Source organism: Enterococcus faecium (assembly GCF_029023785.1).
Classification (GTDB): domain Bacteria; phylum Bacillota; class Bacilli; order Lactobacillales; family Enterococcaceae; genus Enterococcus_B; species Enterococcus_B faecium.
On record NZ_CP118955.1, the window covers coordinates 2,037,310 to 2,058,779 of the forward strand.

The window sequence follows — 21,470 nt, forward strand, 5'->3', positions numbered from 1 at the left end:
TTCGCTACATTATTAGATAATGAACCAAAAATAAAGGAGCAATCAAATGAAAAAAAAATCTATCCCCTACGCAGTAGCTTTTCTACTGATTCTGGTTATTTTAATAAAAAATCTCATCAACCATTCCTTTACACTCATTCAATTATCTAATGATCTATTCTTATGGTCATTGCCGTTTCTGATTATCGGCGGTTTTTTATGGGTCTTTTCTTCGGGTTTCTTCGATCATTTTCAGCGATCGGTCCATCTTGCACGAACAAGGAACCGAAAGAAAAAACCAGAATTTTCCTCGCTCTCGTCTGCCAGCTACGGTATGTACAGCTTTTGGCTGATCATTGCCGGAATACTAATTGCTCTTTCTGCTATTTTCATGCTTTTTTCTTTGTTAGGATAAGTGAATATGAGAACGAGGTTGCGACATTTGCCGCAGCCTCGTTTTTTCTCATGCTCACGGTATTAACGATTATTCTTCAACGTATGTCCATTTGTAATCCCATGAAGCGCCTGCCGCATGGTGAACGATACCTTTGATTTTTTCATTCACTAGGTGACCTTCTGCTTTTTGGTACACCGGAACGACACCCATATCATCAGAGATGATCTTGATTGCTTTTTGGAAATCATCCCAACGGGCTTGTTCATCGCCAGCGTCTGTTGATGAAGCTGCTTTAACTGCTTCGTCATATTCTGCATTGCTCCAGCGACCACGGTTGTATGAATTACCTGTGACAAACAAATCAGTAAAGCTGCTTGGGTCTGCATAGTCAGCAGCCCATCCGCCTAGTACTGCGTCAAAATCACCCGAAGTTGAGCGGTCAAGACGTACAGAGAATGGAACAGGTGTTGGTTTGACTGTTACGCCATCCAAGTTTTCTTGGATTGAGTTTTGAACATATTCGATTACTTTTTTCGATGAATCATCATCAGAAGCCATCAAATCAAATTCTAAAGAATCAACGCCCAATTCTTTTTTCGCTTTTTCCCAATATTCTTTTGCTTTATCTTTGTCATAAGAAACTAATTTTCCAGCTTCTTTTGCAAAGTCTTCGTTCGTTGTTGGACTTTTTACCATATCTGATGGGATCAATCCTGTAGAGACAACTGATCCGTCACCTAGTACTTGTTTTACTAAAGCTTCACGATCGATAGAATAAGAAATAGCTTTTCTTAGGTTCACATTGTTGAATGGTGAATTCTTTTCACGTTGATTGAATTCGATATAGCTTGTCCGCGCTTCTTTAACAGAAGTATAAGCTGGATCGTTTGCGTTTTGCTGTGCTAACTCACCAGACAAGATCACGTCATCTGCTTGGCCATCTTTGAATAAGTTCAATGCAGTAGAAGATTCTTTTACTACACTGACTTTGATTTCAGAAAGTTTTACTGTATCTTTGTCCCAGTAATGATCATTTTTCTTATAAGTCCATTCTGTATCTGTTCCTGGTCCATCAAAATCTTCTAATGTGAATGGTCCATTATAAACAGCTTTATCACTTGCAGATGCATAGGCATCCCCATTTTCTTCCACTACGGATTGTTTTTGTGGGAAAAATGATGGGAAAGCAAGCAGATATTGGAAATATGGTGTTTGTTTCGTCAATTTGATTTCTAATTCATAGTCACCAACTGCTTTGATCCCTAGTTCTGATTTATCTTTCTTTCCAGCTGTAATGTCTTCTGCATTTTCAACTGGCGCATACAGGTAAGCATATTCAGAAGCTGTAGCTGGGTCTACTGTTCGTTGCCAGCCATAAACGTAATCCGCTGCTGTAACAGGATCACCATTTGACCATTTTGCGTCTTCTCGTAATTTGATTTTGTAAGTTAATCCGTCTTCACTGACTTCTGCCAACTCGCTAGCTCCTGCCGGCTGTGGTTTGCTGTCTTCATCAAGACGGTAAATTCCTTCATAAACGTTATTCAATGCTGTAAAACTGATTGTATCTGTTGCAACTGATAAGTCAGCTGTAGGCATTTCTTGAGGCACGACTAAGTTAAATACGCCTCCTCCATCTGCTGAACCGCTTTTTGCTGAACTACTGCTTGTGGCTGAACTGCCGCCATAACATCCAGCAAGTACAAGGCCGCATACCGCAACCAAACCAAATGTAAATTTCTTTTTCATTTTACGTACCCCTTTATTGGAATTTTCAGAATAATTAATATTTTCTGAAGTTGTTTAAGAGTTTAATGAATAATTATTAAAAAATCAACACTTTTTTTTGTCTTTTTCATAAAATAATGATTTTTTCGTGAGGTTTCAAGGAATTTTTCAGAAAAAATAGCTTTGTACAAGGTTTTCCATGGTCTTCCAAAAGCCATTAAATAATTTTCGTTATATTGTCTATTATTGACATACAAAGATAAAAAAGAATAAACAAAAAGAAACTGTGACAAAAGTCTTGTCACAGTCCCTTATCTGAATAAACGGTGTTCAAAAGCCAGTTTCTCGGTATTAAGCCAAATTTATGCAAAAATGTAGAAAGCCATTTTCACAAAATTTTTCTTACTACTCGAAACTAAGCGACTTTTTCACAACCTCTTCCTTAAACGGTGTTCAATCAGCTGACCCTCGATATTAGTTCAACAAACGGCAAAATATGAAGAACTATTTTTCCGTTTGTTTCTCTAATACTCAGGTCAGGACGCTGATTTCACAACCTCTCCACTAAACGGTGTTCAAAAGCTTGCATCTGCGGTAATAAGCCCAACCAAACGAAAAATATGAGGAGCTATTTTTGTTTGGCTGTTCTTATTACTTGATGCAGGACAGCTTTTTCACAACCTCTGGTACACGGTGTTCCAAAAGTAGCTTCTTCGGAAATAAGTTGGAATTTCACAAAAATTCAAGAAGTAATTTTCGTAAATTCCTTCTTATTTCTTGAAGCTGATTACTTCTGTCACAACCTCTTTTTATTATTGAGAATCTGGTCGAGGAATAATCGTTTTTGCCATCCAAATATCCGGTTTGTCCCAGCCATTTGCATTTGGTAAGACACCTACGATTTTATAACCTAATTTTTCATAGAATTCATACGGATGTTCACGAAGGTTCTGGATGGAAGCCACTTTATCAAATGTATGCTCATACAGGTCCGTTTGACTTAACGTTGTTCCATGGTCTAAATCATCCGTACCTAAATAAATCGTGATTCCTCCTCTGGAAGCTACTTCTTTTTCTAAGTAATTGACTAATCGAGTACCTATTTGGTTCTTTCGTCGGGAGCTTTCTACAACTAATGGATGCAATTCCCAACCTGTGATACCGTATTGAGGGATTGCACCAATAAATCCTACTAACTCATCTTGGTCTACCGCTGCTACCGCGATTCGTTCTGGATTCATCATTTCTTCTACTTCTTCTGCCGAGCTGTCTCCATATTCTTCCGGCCAAGTCAGTCTCAGTAAATCAGAAAGCTGATCTTTCAATACTGGATTATTACGGTCAAATTCACTGATTATCATACGTCTTCCCCCTTGTTCTTGCTTATTCTAACAGTCCTTTTGAAAAAACGAAATGTTCTCGCTCAAAAATCTTTAGCTACCAATCAGTATCTCTATTCTTTCATTATTTATCTTACTTATAAAATAAAAAAATTATACAGAAACACTTTATTCAAAATAGGAAAGATCAGGAAAGCCATCAATTGGAGGAAAAAACTCTGTTTGTTCATCATGATATAGATTATCTTTTGCTTTAAAAAAAACCAATTATGAATTGACAAATAAAACCTGTTTTCATATAATAATCTTAATTTTTAGAATTTTTAGATAATTACAAAAAAGCAAAGGGAATCGGTAGAAATACTAAGAGGAACAAAAATTCATTATTGTCGTTTTCAATGTTTTTGTACTTGTTCGTTTTTAGGATACTTATTGATGATTTCAAGGTGTTCATGCCACCTTATTCATCACTTATCCTGTCTTAGGTTCACCTCTACTCCATCTACAGCCGCAGTCAGATCGATCACTCTTTAAAATTTTAACCCGTTTCAACGAAGAAAGAAGGAAATGAATATGAGTCAAAGTGTTTTCTTACCAAATTATACCATTGGAACAGATGCGTATGAAAAAGCAAATGGAATCGTCAAAGAATATGGGACAAAAGTAGTGCTGATTGGAGGGAAGACTGCACTTTCAAAGGCAGAAAACAAAATAAAAGTAGCTTTGACACAGGAAATAGAGGTTGTCGCCAGTCTCTGGTACGGGGGTAATTCAACTTATGGAAATATTGAACAGTTGATCCAGCATGAAAGTGTCCAAAAAGCAGACGTCCTGTTTGCAGTCGGTGGTGGCCGTGCTTGCGATACTGTAAAAGTCATTGGTGAAAAACTAGCTAAACCAGTCTTCACCTTTCCCACTATTGGTTCGAACTGTTCGCCCGTCACTGCGGTATGTGTCATCTATAACGAAGAAGGCGTAATGGACGGACTCTTCTTTCCTTCAAAACCACCTGTACACACCTTCATTGATACAGCAATTATTGCCGAAGCACCTGATAAATACTTATGGGCAGGTATTGGCGATGCTTTATCCAAAGAAGTCGAATCTACTTTTTCTGCTCGTGGCGATGATCTAGGCTACACGGATAGATTAGGAATCCAAATCGGAAAAATGTGCATTGATCGTCTCTTGACTTATGGTACGCAAGCATTGAAAGATAGTGCCGACGATCGTCCCTCATATGCAATTGAACAAGTCGTTTCGGATATCATTGTTACTACCGGATTGGTTTCTGTTTTAGTTAACAATAACTATAATTCTGCTATGGCACACTCATTCTATTACGGTACGACTGTTCTAGAAAAAATGGAGGGATACCTTCACGGAGCATCTGTCAGTTATGGTGTACTGACCTTATTGATGATGGATCAGCAGTTCGATTTGTTTGATAAAATCTATGTGTTTATGAAAAAGAACCAACTTCCAGTATCGTTAACCGACATGAATCTCAATGTCACGACCGATTTAGAAGCAATCTTAGATAAAGCCATGGCAACAAATGATATTAAACATGTGCCTTATGAAATCACCCGAGAAAAATTTAAACAGGCCATTCTTGACGTAGAAACTTATCATGCTACACAAGAAAGCCAGCAAGGATATAAGAAAATCAGTTAAATAATTGCTAAAACCCCCATCAAGCAGGCTGTCATCAAATTGAGGACATTTCTTTGCTTGATGAGGGTTTTTCTTGTCAAAAAAAGCTTTATAGCTTTCGCTATAGAATCTTTTCTCTTATTTAAGTTGAACAGTTCCTTAATTAAGAAAACTGCTCCTTTTATGGTAATTGAAAAAACGAGTAGGATACGATTATTTGGCAACTGTTTTTTTCATTTGCTTGCTTCGCAATTGTCCGCAAGCTGCATCAATATCTGTACCATGTTCTTTACGTATCACACAGTTTACGCCGTTTTTCTTCAATACATCATAAAATCTCAATACATCAGCTTTTGGACTGCGAGAATATTGATCATGTTCACTGACTGGATTATATGGAATCAAGTTGACATATGCTAATTTTTTCTTATCTTTTAATAGATCTGCTAATTGTTGCGCATGCTCTGGTCTATCATTTACTTGATTCAACATGATATATTCAAACGTGATTCGACGGTTTGTTTTCTCTAAATACTCATCCACAGCTTCCATCAATTTCTCAATTGGGAAACTTCGGTTGATCCGCATGATCGATGTTCGCACCTCATTATTCGGCGCGTGCAAGGAAATAGCCAGATTGACTTGCAAGCCGTTATTAGCGAATTCCTTGATTTTGTGTGCTAATCCACTAGTGGAAACTGTAATGTGCCGAGCACCAATTGCCAATCCTTTGGCATCATTGATGATATGCAAAAAGTCCATTACATTGTCGTAATTATCAAATGGCTCACCGATCCCCATTACAACGACATGTGAAACGCGTTCGCCAAGATTGCGCTCATCAAAATAATGTTGGACCATCATGATCTGTGCAACAATTTCTCCAGCAGTCAGATCACGGTTCTTTTTGAGCAGCCCGCTTGCACAAAACGTACAGCCGATATTACATCCTACTTGTGTCGTCACACAAACTGACAAGCCATATTCTTGTCTCATCAGTACAGTCTCAATCATGTTTTTATCAGGGAGTTCAAACAAATATTTTACTGTACCATCCGAAGCTTCTTGGACGACCATCTGTTTTAGAGGATTGATGATAAAATGCTCCGATAATTTTTCGATCAATTGTTTCGATAGATTCGTCATTTCTGTGAAATTACTTACACGTTTTTGATACAACCATTCCCAAACTTGGGCAGCTCGGAATTTTTTCTCGCCGTTTTCTATAAACCAATTGATTAATTCTTCATTCGTCAAGCCATAAATGGACTGTTTTTCCAAAGTATTTTCCCTCTTTTTCTCAAAGTTTCGCTACATACTATACATGATTCATTTCCTTAATGCAATACTTCACAAATAAATCGAATAGAACTTTAATCTCACAAAAACTAAAAAGACAAGACATCATACCGTATTAGAAAAGATGGAAAAAAACCATTTTTTCTTTTGGTATCATCATGCCTTGTCTTTTTATTGGTTATTCGTTTTTCAACCCTTCATCACACAAGTTTTACATGTCATTATCGTCCGGCAACGTTTCTGATGTTTCTTCCTGCTCAATGAATACTTTCCGAGGCTTGCTTCCTTCTGACGGGCCAACAACTCCATGAGCTTCCAGTTCATCTACTAAACGTGCTGCTCGGTTGTAACCGATCCGAAATCTTCTTTGGAGAAGGGAAATACTTGCCGTTTGCATTTCAACGACAAGTGCTTTTGCTTCTTCAAACAGCTCATCTTGTGGCTGTTCTGGAGCACCTGTCGTTTCAACTTCATCTGTCGGCATCATTTTCTCTTCATAATGAGCTTCTTGCTGATCTGTAACAAATTGAACGACCCGTTCTACTTCGTGGTCAGAAATGAATGCTCCTTGCACACGGATCGGTTTATTCTCACCCATTGGCAAGAATAGCATATCTCCTCGCCCTAAGAGCTTTTCTGCCCCATTAGAATCAATGATCGTCCGAGAATCTGTACCGCTTGATACCGCAAATGCCATTCTGGAAGGTACATTTGCTTTGATGATTCCTGTGATAACATCCACACTTGGACGTTGAGTAGCTAGGATCATATGAATCCCCGCTGCCCGAGCCATTTGCGCTAAACGAATAATCGCATCTTCAACTTCATTGCTGGCTACCATCATCAAATCAGCTAATTCATCTACGATCACTACGATGAATGGTAAGGTTGGATGTTTCGTTCCGTTTTCCAAGTTTTTCTGTTGAACAAATTCATTGTAACCAGAAATATTTCTTACTCCGGTTGCCGCGAATTTTTCATATCGTTCTTCCATTTCTTGTACTACTTTTTGTAAGGCTTGCGCTGCTTTTCTAGGGTTCGTCACGACCGGCGTCAACAGATGAGGTATGCCGTTGTACATATTCAATTCAACCATTTTCGGATCGATCATCATCAGTTTTACTTCATGGGGCTTAGCACGCATTAATATACTTGTGATAATCCCATTAATTGCTACTGACTTCCCACTACCAGTCGAACCAGCCACGAGTAAGTGAGGCATCTTCGAAAGATCAGCCGTTTGTACCCGTCCAGAAACATCACGTCCTAAAGGTACTTCTAGTAATTTATCTGGGTGGTTTGGTTGTGCTTCGATGATTTCTCTAAAGGAAACCATACTGATCTTTCCATTTGGTACTTCAATACCAATCAGTGATTTACCTGGAATCGGTGCTTCCATCCGGACATCTTTCGCCGCTAAAGCAAGCGCGATATCATCTGTTAAGTTCACAATTTTACTTACTTTTACCCCTACAGCCGGCTGGACTTCGAATTTTGTGACGGATGGTCCTAAGCTGGCTTTGACGACCTTGGCATCGACACCGAAACTTTGGAAAGTTTGTTCTAATACGCCGATATTTTTTTCAATTTTTTTATACTCATCACTTTGATCCACAGTTGGTATAGAATCAAGCAAATCAACTGTCGGTAATTCATAGTCTTGATTTTCCTGTTCTGCTTCAATCTCAAATTCTAATGAGGTACCGTCATCCTCTGGCAACTCATCTGAAAAACCTTCTGCTGTATTGGTCTGTTTTGGTGTATCTGGTACTGGTTTCTCTAGATTCGCAGGATGGATATTTTCTTGAAAACTGTCGATTGGAACAAAACTTAGCTGCTCCGGCTCTGTATTTTCTGGTTCCTGCCATTCATCAGCAGTATTTTCCCTTTGCTGGCTCACCGCTTTTTTCTTCTCATATTCTGCAGCTTCTTTTTCTGCAGCTTCTTTTGCAGCTAAGCGCCTTGCTTCTTTCGCTTCTGCGCGCTGTTTCATTCTCTCTTCCTTTGCCGCTTGCTTTCGAGCTTGCTTGGCAGGATCACCTTCCAATAATTCCTGTACTCGTTCTCCAATTGATTGGATACCATTTAACAGCTGATAGCCTTCCAGATTACTGAACAGGAATGCTCCTCCTGCCAGTAATAGCACTGCTGCTAAATAACTTCCAGGCTGTGCAATCAAGAAGTAAGTAAAATGATAAAGGATTGCTCCAATCATCCCACCACCAACGTTATTGTCTACTTGACTTTGTTTTATATCACTGGCTAACAAATCCCATGTCGTCCCCATGATATTTGGTTCCCCAGTATGGAGTTTGCCAAATAAATGGGCATGTAACAATAATAAGATACCGAAATAAAAGAGTATGCCGCCAAACCAGCGTCGGTTTTTACCAATTGAAAACTCTGTATTCTTAATGACAATCCAAAATCCTAATACGGCTAATAAAAGACAGAGGATTTGGTAAGTATTTCCTGCAATGATCCGAAAGCCGTTTGCAATCAATATTCCTAAAAAACCTAATTTTAAAAAGCCGAAGACAGCAAATAAAATCAAGGCAAACCCAACACCAATCGTCAGCATTTGTTCCTGCTGCTGTTTTTGCTTTTTCGTTTTTTTCGTCTTTTTCCTTTTTTTAGTAGGCCGTTTCTTTTGTGCCATTTATTATCCCTCATTTCATCAAGTTTCATTATACAAAAAAAAGTAAGGGAACTAAAGTTTTGTTTGAAAGAACTGACGCTTTCTTTCATTTTTCAGCTTATTTTACAGTTTTTCTTAATTTCTAAATGATTTTATCAAGAAAAGGCACGGCCATATCCAGCCGTACCTTCTTGTTTTAAGTATGTGAACTAAAGGTTCTCTCCATTTTCTTCAATCAGTTTTTGGTACCAGTAATAACTGTCTTTCTTATATCGTTCCAAAGATCCTTCTTGTGTTTCGTCTTGATCAACATATACAAATCCATATCGCTTTTGATAACCGTTCAGCCAGCTAAGCAAATCTGTATAAGACCAGGTGCAATAGCCTAGGACTTCTGCTCCATCCGAAATTGCTTCTTTGATGGCTTTGACGTGGCTTTGTAAGTAATTGATTCGATAGTCGTCATGGATTTGTTTATCTTCTGTCAACTTGTCATACTCTCCTAAGCCATTTTCCGTAATCAGTACCGGCATGCGGTAACGGCTTGTGATACGACGCAGTCCGATCCTTAATCCTTCTGGGTCAATCTCCCAGTCCCAATTTGTTCGTTCGACAAATGGATTCTCAACTTTTTTATACATTCCAGGAACTCCAGTTTCTTCTGATGAACCTTTTTTTCCTGTCGTATTCATTTTTCCTGCACCAACTCCGTTTAATGGATTGAATGCATTCGTCGCCGTTTGATAGTAATTGATCCCAAGAAAATCTGGTTTAGCAGATTCTAGCAATTCTGCATCGCCAGCTTCAATCGTTGGTGCCCATCCTTTTTCTTCTAAGAACCTCATGGCAGCAATCGGATATTTTCCCCACATATAGACATCCATCCAATAATTGGCCATCAGGTCTTCTGCATTTTCAGCAGCCAGAACATTTTCAGGATTACTGTCAATTGGATAATTTGGCGTATACGCAAAGCTTGGTCCGATTTTTCCAGGCATTTCTAACTCGTGAAATTTATTGATGACAGATGCATTTGCTAAATTAGCAATATGGTTAACTTCATACATTCGTTTCGGGTCTGTCACACCTGGCGGATGTGCTGCTAACAAATAACCTAATGAAGTGAAGATATTTTGTTCATTCAAACTAATCCAGTAATGGACTTTCCCGCGGAATGCCTCAAATAATGTTTCTGCATAATGAGTGAAATCTTCAATGATCTGACGTGATTCCCAACCATTATATTCATCTTGCAATGCTTGTGGAAGATCCCAATGATATAAAGTCAACATAGGTTCAATATCGTTTTCAATCAATTCGTCGATCAATCTCTCATAAAAAGCGAGCCCAGCTTGATTGACTTCTCCTCGTCCATTAGGAAAAATCCGTGTCCAAGCTACAGAGAAGCGGTAAGCTTTCAGACCTTGTTCTTTCATTAAAGCAATATCTTCTTTATAACGATGATAGTGGTCTACTGCCAAATCACCGTTCGTTCCTTTAAATGTCTTTCCAGGTATCCGTACAAATCGATCCCAGACTGATTCTCCTTTCCCATCTTCTTGCCAAGCTCCTTCTACTTGATACGCTGCAGAAGCAGAGCCCCACAGAAAATCTTTTGGAAATGAGGTAAGTTCTTTGTGTTCCATTCATCTCTTCCTTTCCTATAACCTTCAATCGTTCCTCTTTTAGAATAACACGAAACCCCTTCCACAACAAAATAAAATTATGTAAAGGAGGTTGTGAAAAAGTCGCTTAGTTTCGAGTAGTAAGAAAAATTTTGTGAAAATGGCTTTCTACATTTTTGCATAAATTTGGCTTAATACCGAAAAACTGGCTTTTGAACACCGTTTACCAAGAGGTTGTGAGCCTGCCATTCAGCTCCGAGTCACAAGGAGTTGGCAGGAGAACACTGTTTATTCGGAAAAAGGGACTGTGACACGTCTTTTGTCACAGTCCCCTATTTGTTAATTTCTCGGCGTAACATCTTCGCCAAACCATTTATCGGATATTTTTTGGAATTCACCTGTTTTCTCTAGTTGATCTAGGGCTTCATTGATTTTTTTCACTAATGTACTATCTGACTTGCGTGCACCAACTGCAAAATCCTCACTTTCATAAGAACCTTTTGTTATGTTGAAGTCTTCTAGTTCGTTTCTTTGTTTCAAATAATAGTCTGCGTATACTTTATCCATCAGCAGACCATCGACCCGTCTGCTTTTCAGATCGATCAATGCTTCATTAAAACTATCATACAAAACAGCATCTTGGTTTTTGACTATCTCTTTTAATACTTCTGGTTGTTTCGTAAATACATCATAACCAGATGACCCATTTTGCGCACCTAATCTCTTATTATTCATTTGTCCAAAGTTTGTGATTCCTGATTCTTTAGGTGTGATCAGCACTTGATCGTTTTCCATATAAGGTTTTGTAAATTGCACTTTCTTTTCTCTTGCCGGCGTTTTGGAATAGCCGTTCCATATCAAATCGATCGTTCCATTGTTCAGTTCAAATTCCTTCATTGACCAGTCAATGGGCTGAAAGTCTACCGTAATCCCATATTGTTCAAAGACTGCTTTGGCTAAATCAATATCAAATCCTGTGAGCTTCCCGTCTTTATCTCTAAATCCCATAGGAACAAATGTATCGTCTAAACCTATAACGATTTTTTTCTCTTCGTTGATAGTCGCCCAATTATCTGCTGAAGTTTTTTTGTTCGAACAGCCTGCAAAAAGAAGAAGACCTGCGATCAAAGCGAATAGAAAACTGGTTTTTTTCATCTCTATCTTCTCCTTTCTTAATGAATTGGGGAAACTTTTAGTAATTGATCACCGACATTTTCTGCAAATACTAAATCATGGGTGACAATAATTTGGGTTACCCCATCTTCTTTCAATGATAGGATCAAACGCTCGACTTGCTGGCGTAATTCAGGATCTAAAGCACTTGTTGGTTCATCATAAGCCAATACCCGTGGATTCATAGCCAATGCTCTGGCAATCGCTACCCGCTGTTTTTGTCCGCCAGAAAGCTGATAAGGATAGATATTCAATAAATCACTAATCCCTAATGAAGCCGCTAATTCTTCTGCTTTTTTGGTGTATTCTTCTTTTGTCTGTTTCAATACCATTTTTGGTGCTAAGGTAATGTTTTCAAAAATATTCAGATGTGGAAATAGCTGGAAGTCTTGGAATACGACTCCTACAACTTGTTCTTTCATTTTAAGCTCGAATGGGTTGAACGGTACACCGTCTAAATAAAATTCTCCGCTGTCAGAACTTTCTAAGCCAGCCAAGATACGTAAAAGCGTGGTTTTACCGCCACCGGAAGGACCTACGATAGCTAATGTTTTCCCATCTGGAATGATTAGATTCAAATCTTTGATTATTTTTTTTTCACCAAATGCTTTGTTCACTTTCTTCAATTCAATCATATTTCTTCCTCCTATCAGTTAGCGGTAATAATTTAATTTTCCTTCAACTTGTTTCATTACGATTGTTAGAATACCAGTCAATGTAAGATAGATGATTGCCACGCCTAGCAAAGGCAGTAAAGTCGCGTCGCGTTCCATCGCGATTTTCCCAGCACGCATTACGTCACCTAAACCTAATATATAGATCAAGGAAGAATCTTTGACCAAGTTGATAACTTCATTCCCTACAGAAGGTAAAACAATCTTTGTCACTTGTGGGATGACGATTTTCGTCACCGTTTGAAAGGGACTTAATTGCAAAACTTGCGCTGCTTCATATTGACCTTGAGGAATCGATTGTATCCCTCCACGAAAGATCTCTGCAAAATAAGCTGCATAGTTTAAGATAAAGGCAATGAGTGCTGCTTCGAAACGATCAAAAACGATCCCAATCGTCGGCAACCCATAAAAAATAAAAATCAGTTGCAACAACAGCGGTGTTCCCCGCATAACCCATACATATGTTTGAAGCAAGTAGCGTAGCGGCTTAAAATGCAAAGACAATCCTAATGCTAAAACAATCCCTAATGGTAATGAGCCAATCAAGGTAAATAAAAATAATTTCAATGTTGTGAGTGCTCCTACTAATAATTGCGGCATAACTTCAATCAAATACTCCATCTTCTTTTCCTCCTTTAAAATAAAAAAATCCTCTTGGCAAATGCCAAGAGGACGTATTATACGTGGTTCCACCTCTGTTTATTTTTTCCTTGCAGAAAAAACCTCACACAGTCGTTGCCGTTCAGATGAAAACAAAAAGTCCTTTGATCCGAAGATCAAAGGACGTTAATCACGTGGTTCCACCTTTTTTTACCGACTCCTCACGGAAAAGCCAGCCTTATCTGGTCATCTAGCAACGACCGCAGCTGTAACGGGCTCCCCGGATTTTCCTACTATACGCTTCAGAAAATCGACTCCAAGATGTGTTTCACGGTTAACTGCTGCCTCTTTCCACCAACCAGAGACTCTCTAAAAACACCTAACGGCTACTCTTCTTTTCGATGTCATTTGTTTTAACTTTACGTGTAATTTACATGATTATTTTTCATTTGTCAACTCTTTTTTATGATACACTAATAAAAAAAGGAGGGTGATGCGCGATGAGTCGTGCAACCGAACAAGAAGCTTATGAACTACTAAAAAAACTGGGTATCTCTTTTCAAAAAGTCGATCATCCTGCGATTACGTCAGTCAAAAATGTCCCTTTTTCCCTACCTGGTCCGCAAGTAAAAAATCTATTATTGAAATCAAGAAAAGGAAAACAAATCTATCTTGTCATCTTGCCTGATGAAAAGCACGCCGATTTAAAACAACTAGCTGAACAATTAAAAGAAAAGCGCTTATCTTTTGTTTCTGAAGAACAGCTTCCTGACCTCCTAGGCGTTCCAGCAGGTACAGTGACTCCATTAGCATTGATGCACGACAAAGAGAAAAAAATCCAAGTCGTGATCGATGCTGCTATTGATCGTCAAGATACCGTAGGCTTTCATCCAAATATCAATACCACTACGTTGATTATGGATTTTTCCGACTTTGAAAAGATACTTGTTTACTTAGAACATCTGCCAGTTTATGAAAATTTGTAATGATAGAGTAGTTTTCTTATTTCCCAATTCAAGCGTCTTTTTCTTTATTTAGCACAAAATATATCAGAAATTCTTTTGGCCAATCAAACAATGTAACAACTAGTATGAACGCTGAAAACTAATACGAGTATTCTTCCATAGTTAGCCAAATCCATATTTATTGATTCTACGAAAAAAGAAGCATATATAAAAATGCTTCTTTTTTCGATTATAAATCGGAATTTTATTCTTTTGATTTCAGTCATATTTAACAAAAAATATTATATTCTAACTAAACTTTTTTATATTTTTGTAAGAATATCCCAGCACAGATAGTTACTATCAATAAACCAATGATTACAGCAAAACTAGATTTTTTACTACTTGTTTTAGGAAGAATGCTTTTTGATTTATTTGTTATCTGTTTAGGTACAGCTCTCTTACTAATATAATTGCTTCTTTGTTCGCTGGATTCTCCTGTATGAGCAAATATTTGCAATTTTTGAGAGAATAGATTTCTAATTTTCTCTCTCTCTGTCTTCTCTGGAAAATTTTTCCACGGTGTTATATGGCTACCTGGTATAGATATATTTGTTTTTTCCGGTGTATAACTGTTTTTGATGTTATACCCGTCAATCGTCGTACTGTATTCGGGCACGTTGTCTTCCGTTACAGTATAGATGATTTCTTGCCCGTCTCTGTATTTTGGCAGATTTGTGAAACGATAGCGCCAATCATCTTTTTCACTTACTTCTTTGTGTTGGATCGGTTGACCGTCGGCTAATAGATTTACTATGATCGTCGTCGGTCGTTTGCCGTCTTGGTTCTCATTGTCTTCCCATGTTTTTTGTCCTGAGACTGAAATGACTTCTTTATTCTCATTTGTAACGACTAGCCCGTTTTCAATTTTTTGATAACCTGAAGGGACATAATCATTTCCGTTTTGATCTACTTCTTGCACTTTAAACGTATATTCGTTTCCACTATCATCATACTGTTGGATATCTTCCCAAGTCACTGAAGTTATTCCATTGTCTAATCGTTTTGTTTCTGCATCAGGAACTGGTTCCCAATTGTTTGTACTTGCTCTGAATAATTTAAAATAAATACTCGGTCTTGGAGTGGTTCCACCGTTCCAAATTTTAGTTGCTGTGATGTTCGTAACCTTTTTCTTGTTATAAATAGGTAAACTGACTCCCTCTGTATCATTTTCGTTTATGGAGAATTTGAGTTCATTTGAACTTAGTGGATCAAAATCAATCCAATTGGGCGCTTCTTTTTCTTTTACAACATAGTCTCCTACTTGCAGGCCTTTGATACTAGCTTCTCCCTGTTCATTCGAAGTCAACAGGATACTAGACTGTCCTTGAATAGGCTGTTCATCTGCTCGTCTTAATTCGAAAGTCACATTTGGGATACCAATCTCTGTGTCATTGATATATTTGAAAATCTTCAATTCGCCTCTAACTGTACCGTTGACTCCACCAGAAGCTGAAATATTTTTAACTGTATGATTGAAACTTTCTCCATCAACAGCAGGTTTATTAAATTCTTTAAACCAAGCTTCCGAATGATTCTCAAAATTTATTTGTTCTGGGTTTTCTATGATCGTCTTATAACTCACCATTATTTTCCTAAGATTGACAAAGTTTTTTGGTATAGTTATTTCAATGTAATTATCAGTTACTGAAAAATTAAATGTAGCGCCGGGGAAATCTTGTAAAAATTGTTGGATTCCCTCTTCTCCTCTATAAACCTTCTGTTCACCTAAGTGTATTTGATTAATTTCAAACGTACTTGGATCTAATCTTTGTCCACTTTGGATTTCATCACTGATTTTAACTGGTTGTTCAACATAAGTGCCGTTATTGTTAATATTCAAAAACCATCGAATGTGCTTAGTATCTTCAGGTAGCATGTCTCCTGTTTTATAATAAAAAACGCTAGAAGAAGAACCAGAAGCTGGCTTTGTCACATTTACAGTAGCTGTTTTATCACCGCTCGTCACGGTGAATGGTCCCGTATTTTCTTCACCGGTATCGGTTACGTTTCTGGCCTGTATCTCAAATTGCCCCCAACCTTCTACTGAGTCTAGGTTTTTAATATTTTCATTAAACACAACCTGCGCAGAATCTTTTCTGACCGTTAAAGTTCCAACATTTTTATTTTCAATCATTAATGGGATTTCTTTTTGGAATCCTTCACCGCGAATATTTCCTTCACTTGGCCAATTGATCCAAAGATAATCACCTGGTTGGATATTTTGTTTTTTTTCGTCAAACGAGAATTTTACTTTTATGTTTCCTCCATCTGTAATATTCGTTGGGTCCACGGTCAACGAAGTGACATTACTGCTGATATCTCTGCCTGCATCCGCATAGACATGAACAGGAATCAGTGATGTTATATTAGTACGCCGTTTGTATAATTAAGCGAGACAAATAAAAAAGCCATTTATGTTACACTCAAATTGTAATACCCGCTAAAGCATACAAGGAGAGTGAACATAAATGACTTATACCCATCTTACACCAAACGAGCTTGTAATGATAGAAGCATATTTTCATCAAGAAACTCCGGTTGCTATCGTTGCGAAGCAGCTTAAACGTGGACGCCAAACAATTTACAATGTCTATAACTTTCTCAAATGTGGTGGAACAGCACTTGAATACTTTGAACAATACAAAGAAAATAAGCGACGTTGTGGGAGAACCGAAATCATTTTTCCTGCTGAGGAAAAAGAATACATTGAAAAAAGATCAACTGAAGGTTGGACCCCAGACGTCATTATTGGCCGTGCAGAGCGAACCTTCTCTTGTTCAGTAAGTACCCTCTATCGCCGGTTTAAGACGGGAGAATTCAATGTTTTACATTTACCGATGCAAGGAAAACGAAAACCAAATGGTTATAAGGAAAAACGTGGAAAACAGGCATTCAAAAGAAATATTTCTGAACGTAAAAAAGATTATGTCGTTTTCGAAGAAGAATTTGGACATTTAGAGGGTGATACGATTGTCGGCATCCACCATAAAAGTGCCGTCATCACACTCGTTGAGCGACTTTCAAAAGCCATTATCGCCTTGAAACCAGAAGGCCGTAAGGCAGTTGATATTGAAAATTCGATTAATGAATGGCTTCAATCCATACCCAAAAATCTTTTCAAATCAATTACCTTTGATTGTGGAAAAGAATTCTCTAATTGGAAAAGTATTAGTAATACGAATGATATTGATATTTATTTCGCAGACCCAGGAACGCCTTCCCAACGGGGATTAAATGAACATTCAAACGGACTCCTCCGAAAAGATGGACTACCAAAAGAAATGGAATTCAACCAAGTCAATCAAGGATTCATCTCATCCGTTGCGTCCAAAAGAAACCATATCCCTAGAAAATCACTAAATTACCAAACACCATTAGAAGTTTTTTTGAGTTACGTAAATGGAAAGTTTTGTCTCGCTTAATTTGACAAATAATAGTAATAATAAATAACATTGATAAAATAATATTTCTACACTTTTTCATTTTTTCTATCTCCCCTATTTTAACTAAAAATAAAACCTACTATATCATCTCTCAAAAATCCTTTCTTCAATTCCTCCCCCACTCATTTCCAATCTTTTAACTAAAAAATTGATAGTTATTTTACAAATATTTATAAAAAATAAATATGCCAAAAAACTGTTTTTACAAGGTTTTTCCTAATGTAAATTATTTTTTCGCATATATTCATTTTATTTTACTTATTGCTTTCATTTTTTCAATCTATATTTCCAATTTTTAACTTACAAAAATGCAACATTAATAAATAACGATAGTTTCATAAAATACACTTTTAATTAACATTATTAGTTTATACTAGCTGTTTTTGTGTTAATTAAAGGATAAAATACAATATAAAGAAACATCTGTTTCTTTATTTAGAATAAAAAAATACAGACTCTGTTCAAATAAATGAACCTAGCCTGCATTATGAGATTGACTATACTTTTTAATTCATTGAGATGAATAACTCGTTTTTATAAATGCCCAAAAGTAATCGGTGCCGAAGCCATTCCTCGACCTAATTCTTTTTCAAATTTTCCTATTGTTGATATCTCCATATAAAACGGTGATACTGGTTTAGACAATTCTCCCCTGATTGCTAACGGACGTAAACTACGTTCCAAATTATTTATGACTTTAGGATAATACTGACCTTTTTCTAAGCCTGTCTTTGCGTCTATCAAAAGTATACGTTCCTTTTCTTTGATCTCTGGATTTAAAACGAGATCATATAATTTTAGTACCATGTTTTCTATTTCTTCACTTTTAGACATCACGATTTCCTCCCAAAAATATATTTCTTCCCACTACATTCTATAAACAAAGTATACGCTACATCTAGATTTTTTTAAATCATTACTGGATTGTTAAAACCTTTCAATACACTGTTATGGCAACGATTTTTATTTTAAAAACATTCTAAATTAAATCAGTAAAAATTTTTATTCTAAGATTTTTATTAGAATTACGCCTAATTTGTGTCTCTCAGGGCAATTCTAAGAACGTTTCAAGAGATAGCGACACTATCGTTATCGAAAAAGGCGAAAACCTATCTCATTTTCTGCTAATGTAAGTTGGTTTAGCTTTTGTTAATATGACTTTATGAAAATGGAGGTAATTAAATATGATTTTTCCTAAAGTTAATGAAGCAAGCTTGAATAAAGGATCCTTTTTTCATATCTATGAAAACGAAGATTTTGAACTGTATAATATCCTTTCACAAAAAGAGGTCATCGAAAACCAAATAATCTGCCATCCAATTATTTACAAATCTATTTTCAAGTATGCATTTTTTGCTTCCAATGATTTTCAAAGAATGGAGATTACCGACTGTATATTCGAAAACTGTGATTTTTCAGGCTGTATATTGACAAAAAGCATGTTGCATCGCGTGAAATTTGTCAATTGTAAATTAACAGGTACTAAATTGATGGAAAGTTATATTGGGAACACGTTATTCGAGAATTGTAAAATGGACTATGTAAATTTATCTGGTTCAAACATAAAAGAAAGTACCTTTGAGCACTCTGTCTTATCAAGCGCAGATTTTGTAGACTGTTCCCTCACTAAAATAATGTTTTCTACTAATGATTTAGAAAATGCTAGCTTTTTTGATACTGATTTAAAAAATATCGATTTAAGTAGCAACTCCTTTGAAATGATTGAAGTACGCTCGGAACATCTAAAAAATTGTACGCTTAATCAGTTGCAAGCACTTGGTTTTGCTAGAAAATTTTTACAAATAAAAGTAGTATAATCAAAATGAATATATAAGATAAATTTTTAGCAATACAAATATCCATAAAAAAACATTGCCTATTTTAACTCTTCATGTATACTGACTCTATCTTCAAAAACTGAATAGTAGGAGTTATTATCATGAATAACATTTTAGGAAAAAAAATAGAACTTAAAAAAGGGATATTGGGCACTATTGTCGTTGTACTCGGTTTGTTAGGGTTGCTATTTGCGCCATCCATTATTAGCATTTTTTCTTTAACTATCACTGGATTTATAGCATTTACACTTGTTTTTGGTAAAAAAGATACGAAAAAAATGTTCTCGAAACCTGTCGCTCCTGTCAAAAATATAGCCAAATATTTTTTTATCAATGTAGTAATCAGTGCCGCAGTCTCGGTATTTTTGCAACAAATTTTGAAATGGGGTTTAACAGGCAATCCAATAAATGAGGCTTTCAGCCCGTTATTATTTATTATTTTGCCTATCATGATACTTGGAGAAGAATTGTTCTCAGTGTATTTTCTCGCTATTTTTTCTAGTAAGTTCAGCATTCCTGTCGCTAGTTTCTTGTCAGCAATCATCTTTGGATTTATCCATTACAGTACTTATGATAATGGAAATATTTTACACACTGTAGCACACATCCTTTTGATACAAGGGGTGGCAAGATTGTTATTCAACCAAGCTGCCATTAAAAGCAACTCGATCATTACAAGTTGGGCAGTTCATGTGATATTTGATTTCACAGCTATATTGCTAGTCGTTTTATTCTCCTAAATTTTTATAGAAATAATACATGCTCTATTGCTAAGAAAGCATACTTTATTTCCTTTAAACAAAAAGACAGATGTATCAATGGATTAAAAATCCTTGATATATCTGTCTTCTCTTTTAATGCCAGCTATAGGGATCGAACCTACGACCTACGCGTTACGAGTGCGTTGCTCTACCAACTGAGCTAAGCTGGCCTTATCCAAAAGAAATTATATACTCTATTTGGCTGATTGTAAAGAGTCCGATGGAAAATTAGTTTAATTTCATGATATTTTTCATAAAACGTGGTATAATTGATGTGAAAGGCAGGTTTTATGAAAATGGCAACTTTTGGAAAATTTGATACAACTATCGTACCATCGGAAATTGGTGAAAAATTCAAGATCAATACTCACGTAATGTTCACAATTCACGGCAAGTCGCAAACTGGAACGATTTCAAAGCAATTGAAAAATTCCGCTGTTGTTGAGATTGATGAAACTGCAGAAAATGCGAACTTGATGACGCAAAGTAAGGGTGTAGTAATCGTTAACTACAAAGAACTAAAAAAGATTTGAATTTGACCATCTCTGCATTTTTGGGATGGTTTTTTTATATGCAAACGAAAGCTGTGAAAAAGCTGTTCTGCATCAAACGTTAAAAATGACCAAAAAAGGATGTGACAAAAGTTGTGTCACACCCTTTTTCGTATTTACTTATTTTGTACCAAACAAACGGTCACCCGCATCCCCTAGTCCAGGAACGATATAACCATGTTCATTCAATTTTTCATCTAGAGAAGCTGTATAGATGTCAATATCAGGATGCGCTTCTTGCAAAGCTTTTACTCCCTCAGGTGCTGCTACCAAACAAACAAATTTAATGTTCGACGCGCCACGTTCTTTCAATGCATCGATTGCCATGATTGCTGATCCGCCTGTTGCCAACATTGGATCTACTACAAACAACTGACGTGCATCAATGTCTTCTGGAAGTTTGACGAAATATTCATGTGGTTCCAATGTTTCTTCATCTCGATAAAGACCGATATGTCCCACTTTAGCAGCTGGAATCAATTCCAAGATACCGTCAACCATTCCAATACCTGCGCGCAAGATTGGAATAATCGCTACTTTTTTACCAGACAACGTTTTTTGTGTTGTTTCAGTGATCGGTGTTTCGATCACGATGTCTTCCAATGGCATATCCCGTGATACTTCATATGCCATCAACATAGCGATTTCATCGACTACTTCACGAAAAACCTTTGTTCCGCAGTTTTTGTCCCGAATAATAGTTAGTTTGTGTTGAATCAATGGATGATCGATCACTTGAAATTTGCCCATTTTTTAAGCTC

General features: G+C 36.8%; 19 protein-coding genes, 1 tRNA gene, 1 pseudogene and 1 other annotated feature. Of the genes and pseudogenes, 8 read left to right on the top strand and 13 right to left on the bottom strand.

The window, feature by feature from the left end; all coding sequences use genetic code 11:
- Positions 1-46 precede the first annotated feature (46 nt).
- Positions 47-394, top strand: a complete 348-nt coding sequence (locus PYW34_RS09940; RefSeq protein WP_002293992.1) for a DUF3899 domain-containing protein — start codon at positions 47-49, stop codon at positions 392-394.
- Positions 395-463: 69 nt separating this feature from the next.
- Here the strand turns inward: PYW34_RS09940 and PYW34_RS09945 are convergent, their stop codons facing one another.
- Positions 464-2,125: a peptide ABC transporter substrate-binding protein gene (locus tag PYW34_RS09945; RefSeq protein ID WP_002289796.1), complete on the bottom strand. Its 1,662-nt coding sequence runs from the start codon at positions 2,123-2,125 to the stop codon at positions 464-466.
- Between the two features lie 178 nt (positions 2,126-2,303).
- On the opposite strand from PYW34_RS09945, the pseudogene PYW34_RS13075 reads away from it, so the two are divergent.
- A pseudogene (locus PYW34_RS13075) lies at positions 2,304-2,423 on the top strand (ribonuclease P).
- A gap of 493 nt (positions 2,424-2,916) precedes the next feature.
- Here PYW34_RS13075 and aac(6') read toward each other — a convergent pair.
- Positions 2,917-3,465, bottom strand: coding sequence for an aminoglycoside N-acetyltransferase AAC(6')-Ii (aac(6'), locus tag PYW34_RS09950; RefSeq protein WP_002293989.1), 549 nt, complete (start codon positions 3,463-3,465; stop codon positions 2,917-2,919).
- Positions 3,466-4,017: 552 nt separating this feature from the next.
- On the opposite strand from aac(6'), the gene PYW34_RS09955 reads away from it, so the two are divergent.
- Complete coding sequence (locus PYW34_RS09955) at positions 4,018-5,121, top strand: iron-containing alcohol dehydrogenase family protein (protein WP_002303623.1); 1,104 nt, start codon at positions 4,018-4,020, stop codon at positions 5,119-5,121.
- Here the strand turns inward: PYW34_RS09955 and PYW34_RS09960 are convergent.
- The 7 genes from PYW34_RS09960 to PYW34_RS09990 all read right to left on the bottom strand — a co-directional run bounded on the left by PYW34_RS09960 (position 5,118) and on the right by PYW34_RS09990 (position 13,130).
- Entirely contained in the window at positions 5,118-5,324 is a 207-nt protein-coding gene (locus PYW34_RS09960; protein WP_002321602.1) for a hypothetical protein, read from the bottom strand. The two genes, PYW34_RS09955 and PYW34_RS09960, sit on opposite strands and share 4 nt — an antisense overlap.
- A complete protein-coding gene (rlmN, locus tag PYW34_RS09965; RefSeq protein ID WP_002293986.1) occupies positions 5,314-6,381 on the bottom strand; it encodes a 23S rRNA (adenine(2503)-C(2))-methyltransferase RlmN in 1,068 nt (355 codons plus the stop codon). The genes PYW34_RS09960 and rlmN overlap by 11 nt, the downstream gene beginning before the upstream one ends.
- A 229-nt stretch (positions 6,382-6,610) precedes the next feature.
- Positions 6,611-9,058: a DNA translocase FtsK gene (locus tag PYW34_RS09970; protein ID WP_002289244.1), complete on the bottom strand. Its 2,448-nt coding sequence runs from the start codon at positions 9,056-9,058 to the stop codon at positions 6,611-6,613.
- 188 nt (positions 9,059-9,246) lie between these two features.
- Positions 9,247-10,683 (bottom strand): glycoside hydrolase family 1 protein, encoded by a 1,437-nt coding sequence (locus PYW34_RS09975; protein ID WP_002289243.1) that lies wholly within the window; start codon positions 10,681-10,683, stop codon positions 9,247-9,249.
- Between the two features lie 318 nt (positions 10,684-11,001).
- A complete protein-coding gene (locus PYW34_RS09980; protein ID WP_002289242.1) occupies positions 11,002-11,817 on the bottom strand; it encodes an amino acid ABC transporter substrate-binding protein in 816 nt (271 codons plus the stop codon).
- Positions 11,818-11,834: 17 nt separating this feature from the next.
- Positions 11,835-12,470 carry an amino acid ABC transporter ATP-binding protein gene (locus tag PYW34_RS09985; RefSeq protein WP_002289241.1) on the bottom strand — a complete coding sequence of 212 codons (636 nt, stop codon included), beginning with the start codon at positions 12,468-12,470 and terminating at the stop codon, positions 11,835-11,837.
- Between the two features lie 18 nt (positions 12,471-12,488).
- Complete coding sequence (locus tag PYW34_RS09990) at positions 12,489-13,130, bottom strand: amino acid ABC transporter permease (protein ID WP_002289240.1); 642 nt, start codon at positions 13,128-13,130, stop codon at positions 12,489-12,491.
- Between the two features lie 155 nt (positions 13,131-13,285).
- Positions 13,286-13,520, bottom strand: a binding site (T-box leader).
- A gap of 89 nt (positions 13,521-13,609) precedes the next feature.
- Here PYW34_RS09990 and PYW34_RS09995 point away from each other — a divergent pair.
- Positions 13,610-14,095 carry a prolyl-tRNA synthetase associated domain-containing protein gene (locus PYW34_RS09995; protein WP_002289239.1) on the top strand — a complete coding sequence of 162 codons (486 nt, stop codon included), beginning with the start codon at positions 13,610-13,612 and terminating at the stop codon, positions 14,093-14,095.
- 271 nt (positions 14,096-14,366) lie between these two features.
- On the opposite strand, the gene acm is transcribed toward PYW34_RS09995, so the two are convergent.
- Positions 14,367-16,481 (bottom strand): collagen-binding MSCRAMM adhesin Acm, encoded by a 2,115-nt coding sequence (gene acm, locus PYW34_RS10000; RefSeq protein ID WP_033585060.1) that lies wholly within the window; start codon positions 16,479-16,481, stop codon positions 14,367-14,369.
- Between the two features lie 103 nt (positions 16,482-16,584).
- Here acm and PYW34_RS10005 point away from each other — a divergent pair, with 103 nt between their 5' ends.
- The gene (locus PYW34_RS10005) at positions 16,585-17,538 is read left to right on the top strand and encodes an IS30 family transposase (RefSeq protein ID WP_002333172.1); all 954 of its coding nucleotides are present in this window, start codon (positions 16,585-16,587) and stop codon (positions 17,536-17,538) included.
- A gap of 555 nt (positions 17,539-18,093) precedes the next feature.
- Here the strand turns inward: PYW34_RS10005 and PYW34_RS10010 are convergent.
- Complete coding sequence (locus PYW34_RS10010; RefSeq protein WP_002289237.1) at positions 18,094-18,393, bottom strand: bacteriocin immunity protein; 300 nt, start codon at positions 18,391-18,393, stop codon at positions 18,094-18,096.
- A 350-nt stretch (positions 18,394-18,743) separates the two neighbouring features.
- On the opposite strand from PYW34_RS10010, the gene PYW34_RS10015 reads away from it, so the two are divergent.
- Both PYW34_RS10015 and PYW34_RS10020 read left to right on the top strand, forming a co-directional pair.
- Positions 18,744-19,376, top strand: a complete 633-nt coding sequence (locus PYW34_RS10015; RefSeq protein ID WP_002289236.1) for a pentapeptide repeat-containing protein — start codon at positions 18,744-18,746, stop codon at positions 19,374-19,376.
- A gap of 122 nt (positions 19,377-19,498) precedes the next feature.
- Positions 19,499-20,137, top strand: a complete 639-nt coding sequence (locus PYW34_RS10020) for a CPBP family intramembrane glutamic endopeptidase (RefSeq protein ID WP_002303626.1) — start codon at positions 19,499-19,501, stop codon at positions 20,135-20,137.
- Positions 20,138-20,255: 118 nt separating this feature from the next.
- Here PYW34_RS10020 and PYW34_RS10025 read toward each other — a convergent pair.
- Positions 20,256-20,328: transfer RNA gene (locus PYW34_RS10025), tRNA-Thr, on the bottom strand.
- Between the two features lie 120 nt (positions 20,329-20,448).
- Between PYW34_RS10025 and PYW34_RS10030 the strand changes: the two genes are divergently transcribed.
- A complete protein-coding gene (locus tag PYW34_RS10030; protein WP_002294094.1) occupies positions 20,449-20,691 on the top strand; it encodes a hypothetical protein in 243 nt (80 codons plus the stop codon).
- A 138-nt stretch (positions 20,692-20,829) separates the two neighbouring features.
- Here PYW34_RS10030 and upp read toward each other — a convergent pair whose 3' ends face one another.
- On the bottom strand, positions 20,830-21,459 hold the full coding sequence (gene upp / locus PYW34_RS10035; protein WP_002294095.1) for a uracil phosphoribosyltransferase: 630 nt from the start codon (positions 21,457-21,459) through the stop codon (positions 20,830-20,832).
- Between the last annotated feature and the right edge of the window lie 11 nt (positions 21,460-21,470).

Coding starts and splice junctions, on each gene's coding strand:
- PYW34_RS10015 (WP_002289236.1), top strand. CDS start 18,744: ATGATTTTTCCTAAAGTTAATGAAGCAAGCTTGAATAAAGGATCCTTT.
- PYW34_RS09975 (WP_002289243.1), bottom strand. CDS start 10,683: ATGGAACACAAAGAACTTACCTCATTTCCAAAAGATTTTCTGTGGGGC.
- PYW34_RS09970 (WP_002289244.1), bottom strand. CDS start 9,058: ATGGCACAAAAGAAACGGCCTACTAAAAAAAGGAAAAAGACGAAAAAA.
- PYW34_RS09995 (WP_002289239.1), top strand. CDS start 13,610: ATGAGTCGTGCAACCGAACAAGAAGCTTATGAACTACTAAAAAAACTG.
- PYW34_RS10005 (WP_002333172.1), top strand. CDS start 16,585: ATGACTTATACCCATCTTACACCAAACGAGCTTGTAATGATAGAAGCA.
- PYW34_RS09990 (WP_002289240.1), bottom strand. CDS start 13,130: ATGGAGTATTTGATTGAAGTTATGCCGCAATTATTAGTAGGAGCACTC.
- PYW34_RS09955 (WP_002303623.1), top strand. CDS start 4,018: ATGAGTCAAAGTGTTTTCTTACCAAATTATACCATTGGAACAGATGCG.
- PYW34_RS10010 (WP_002289237.1), bottom strand. CDS start 18,393: ATGTCTAAAAGTGAAGAAATAGAAAACATGGTACTAAAATTATATGAT.
- PYW34_RS09980 (WP_002289242.1), bottom strand. CDS start 11,817: ATGAAAAAAACCAGTTTTCTATTCGCTTTGATCGCAGGTCTTCTTCTT.
- PYW34_RS09940 (WP_002293992.1), top strand. CDS start 47: ATGAAAAAAAAATCTATCCCCTACGCAGTAGCTTTTCTACTGATTCTG.
- PYW34_RS10030 (WP_002294094.1), top strand. CDS start 20,449: ATGAAAATGGCAACTTTTGGAAAATTTGATACAACTATCGTACCATCG.
- PYW34_RS09985 (WP_002289241.1), bottom strand. CDS start 12,470: ATGATTGAATTGAAGAAAGTGAACAAAGCATTTGGTGAAAAAAAAATA.
- PYW34_RS09945 (WP_002289796.1), bottom strand. CDS start 2,125: ATGAAAAAGAAATTTACATTTGGTTTGGTTGCGGTATGCGGCCTTGTA.
- upp (WP_002294095.1), bottom strand. CDS start 21,459: ATGGGCAAATTTCAAGTGATCGATCATCCATTGATTCAACACAAACTA.
- PYW34_RS10020 (WP_002303626.1), top strand. CDS start 19,499: ATGAATAACATTTTAGGAAAAAAAATAGAACTTAAAAAAGGGATATTG.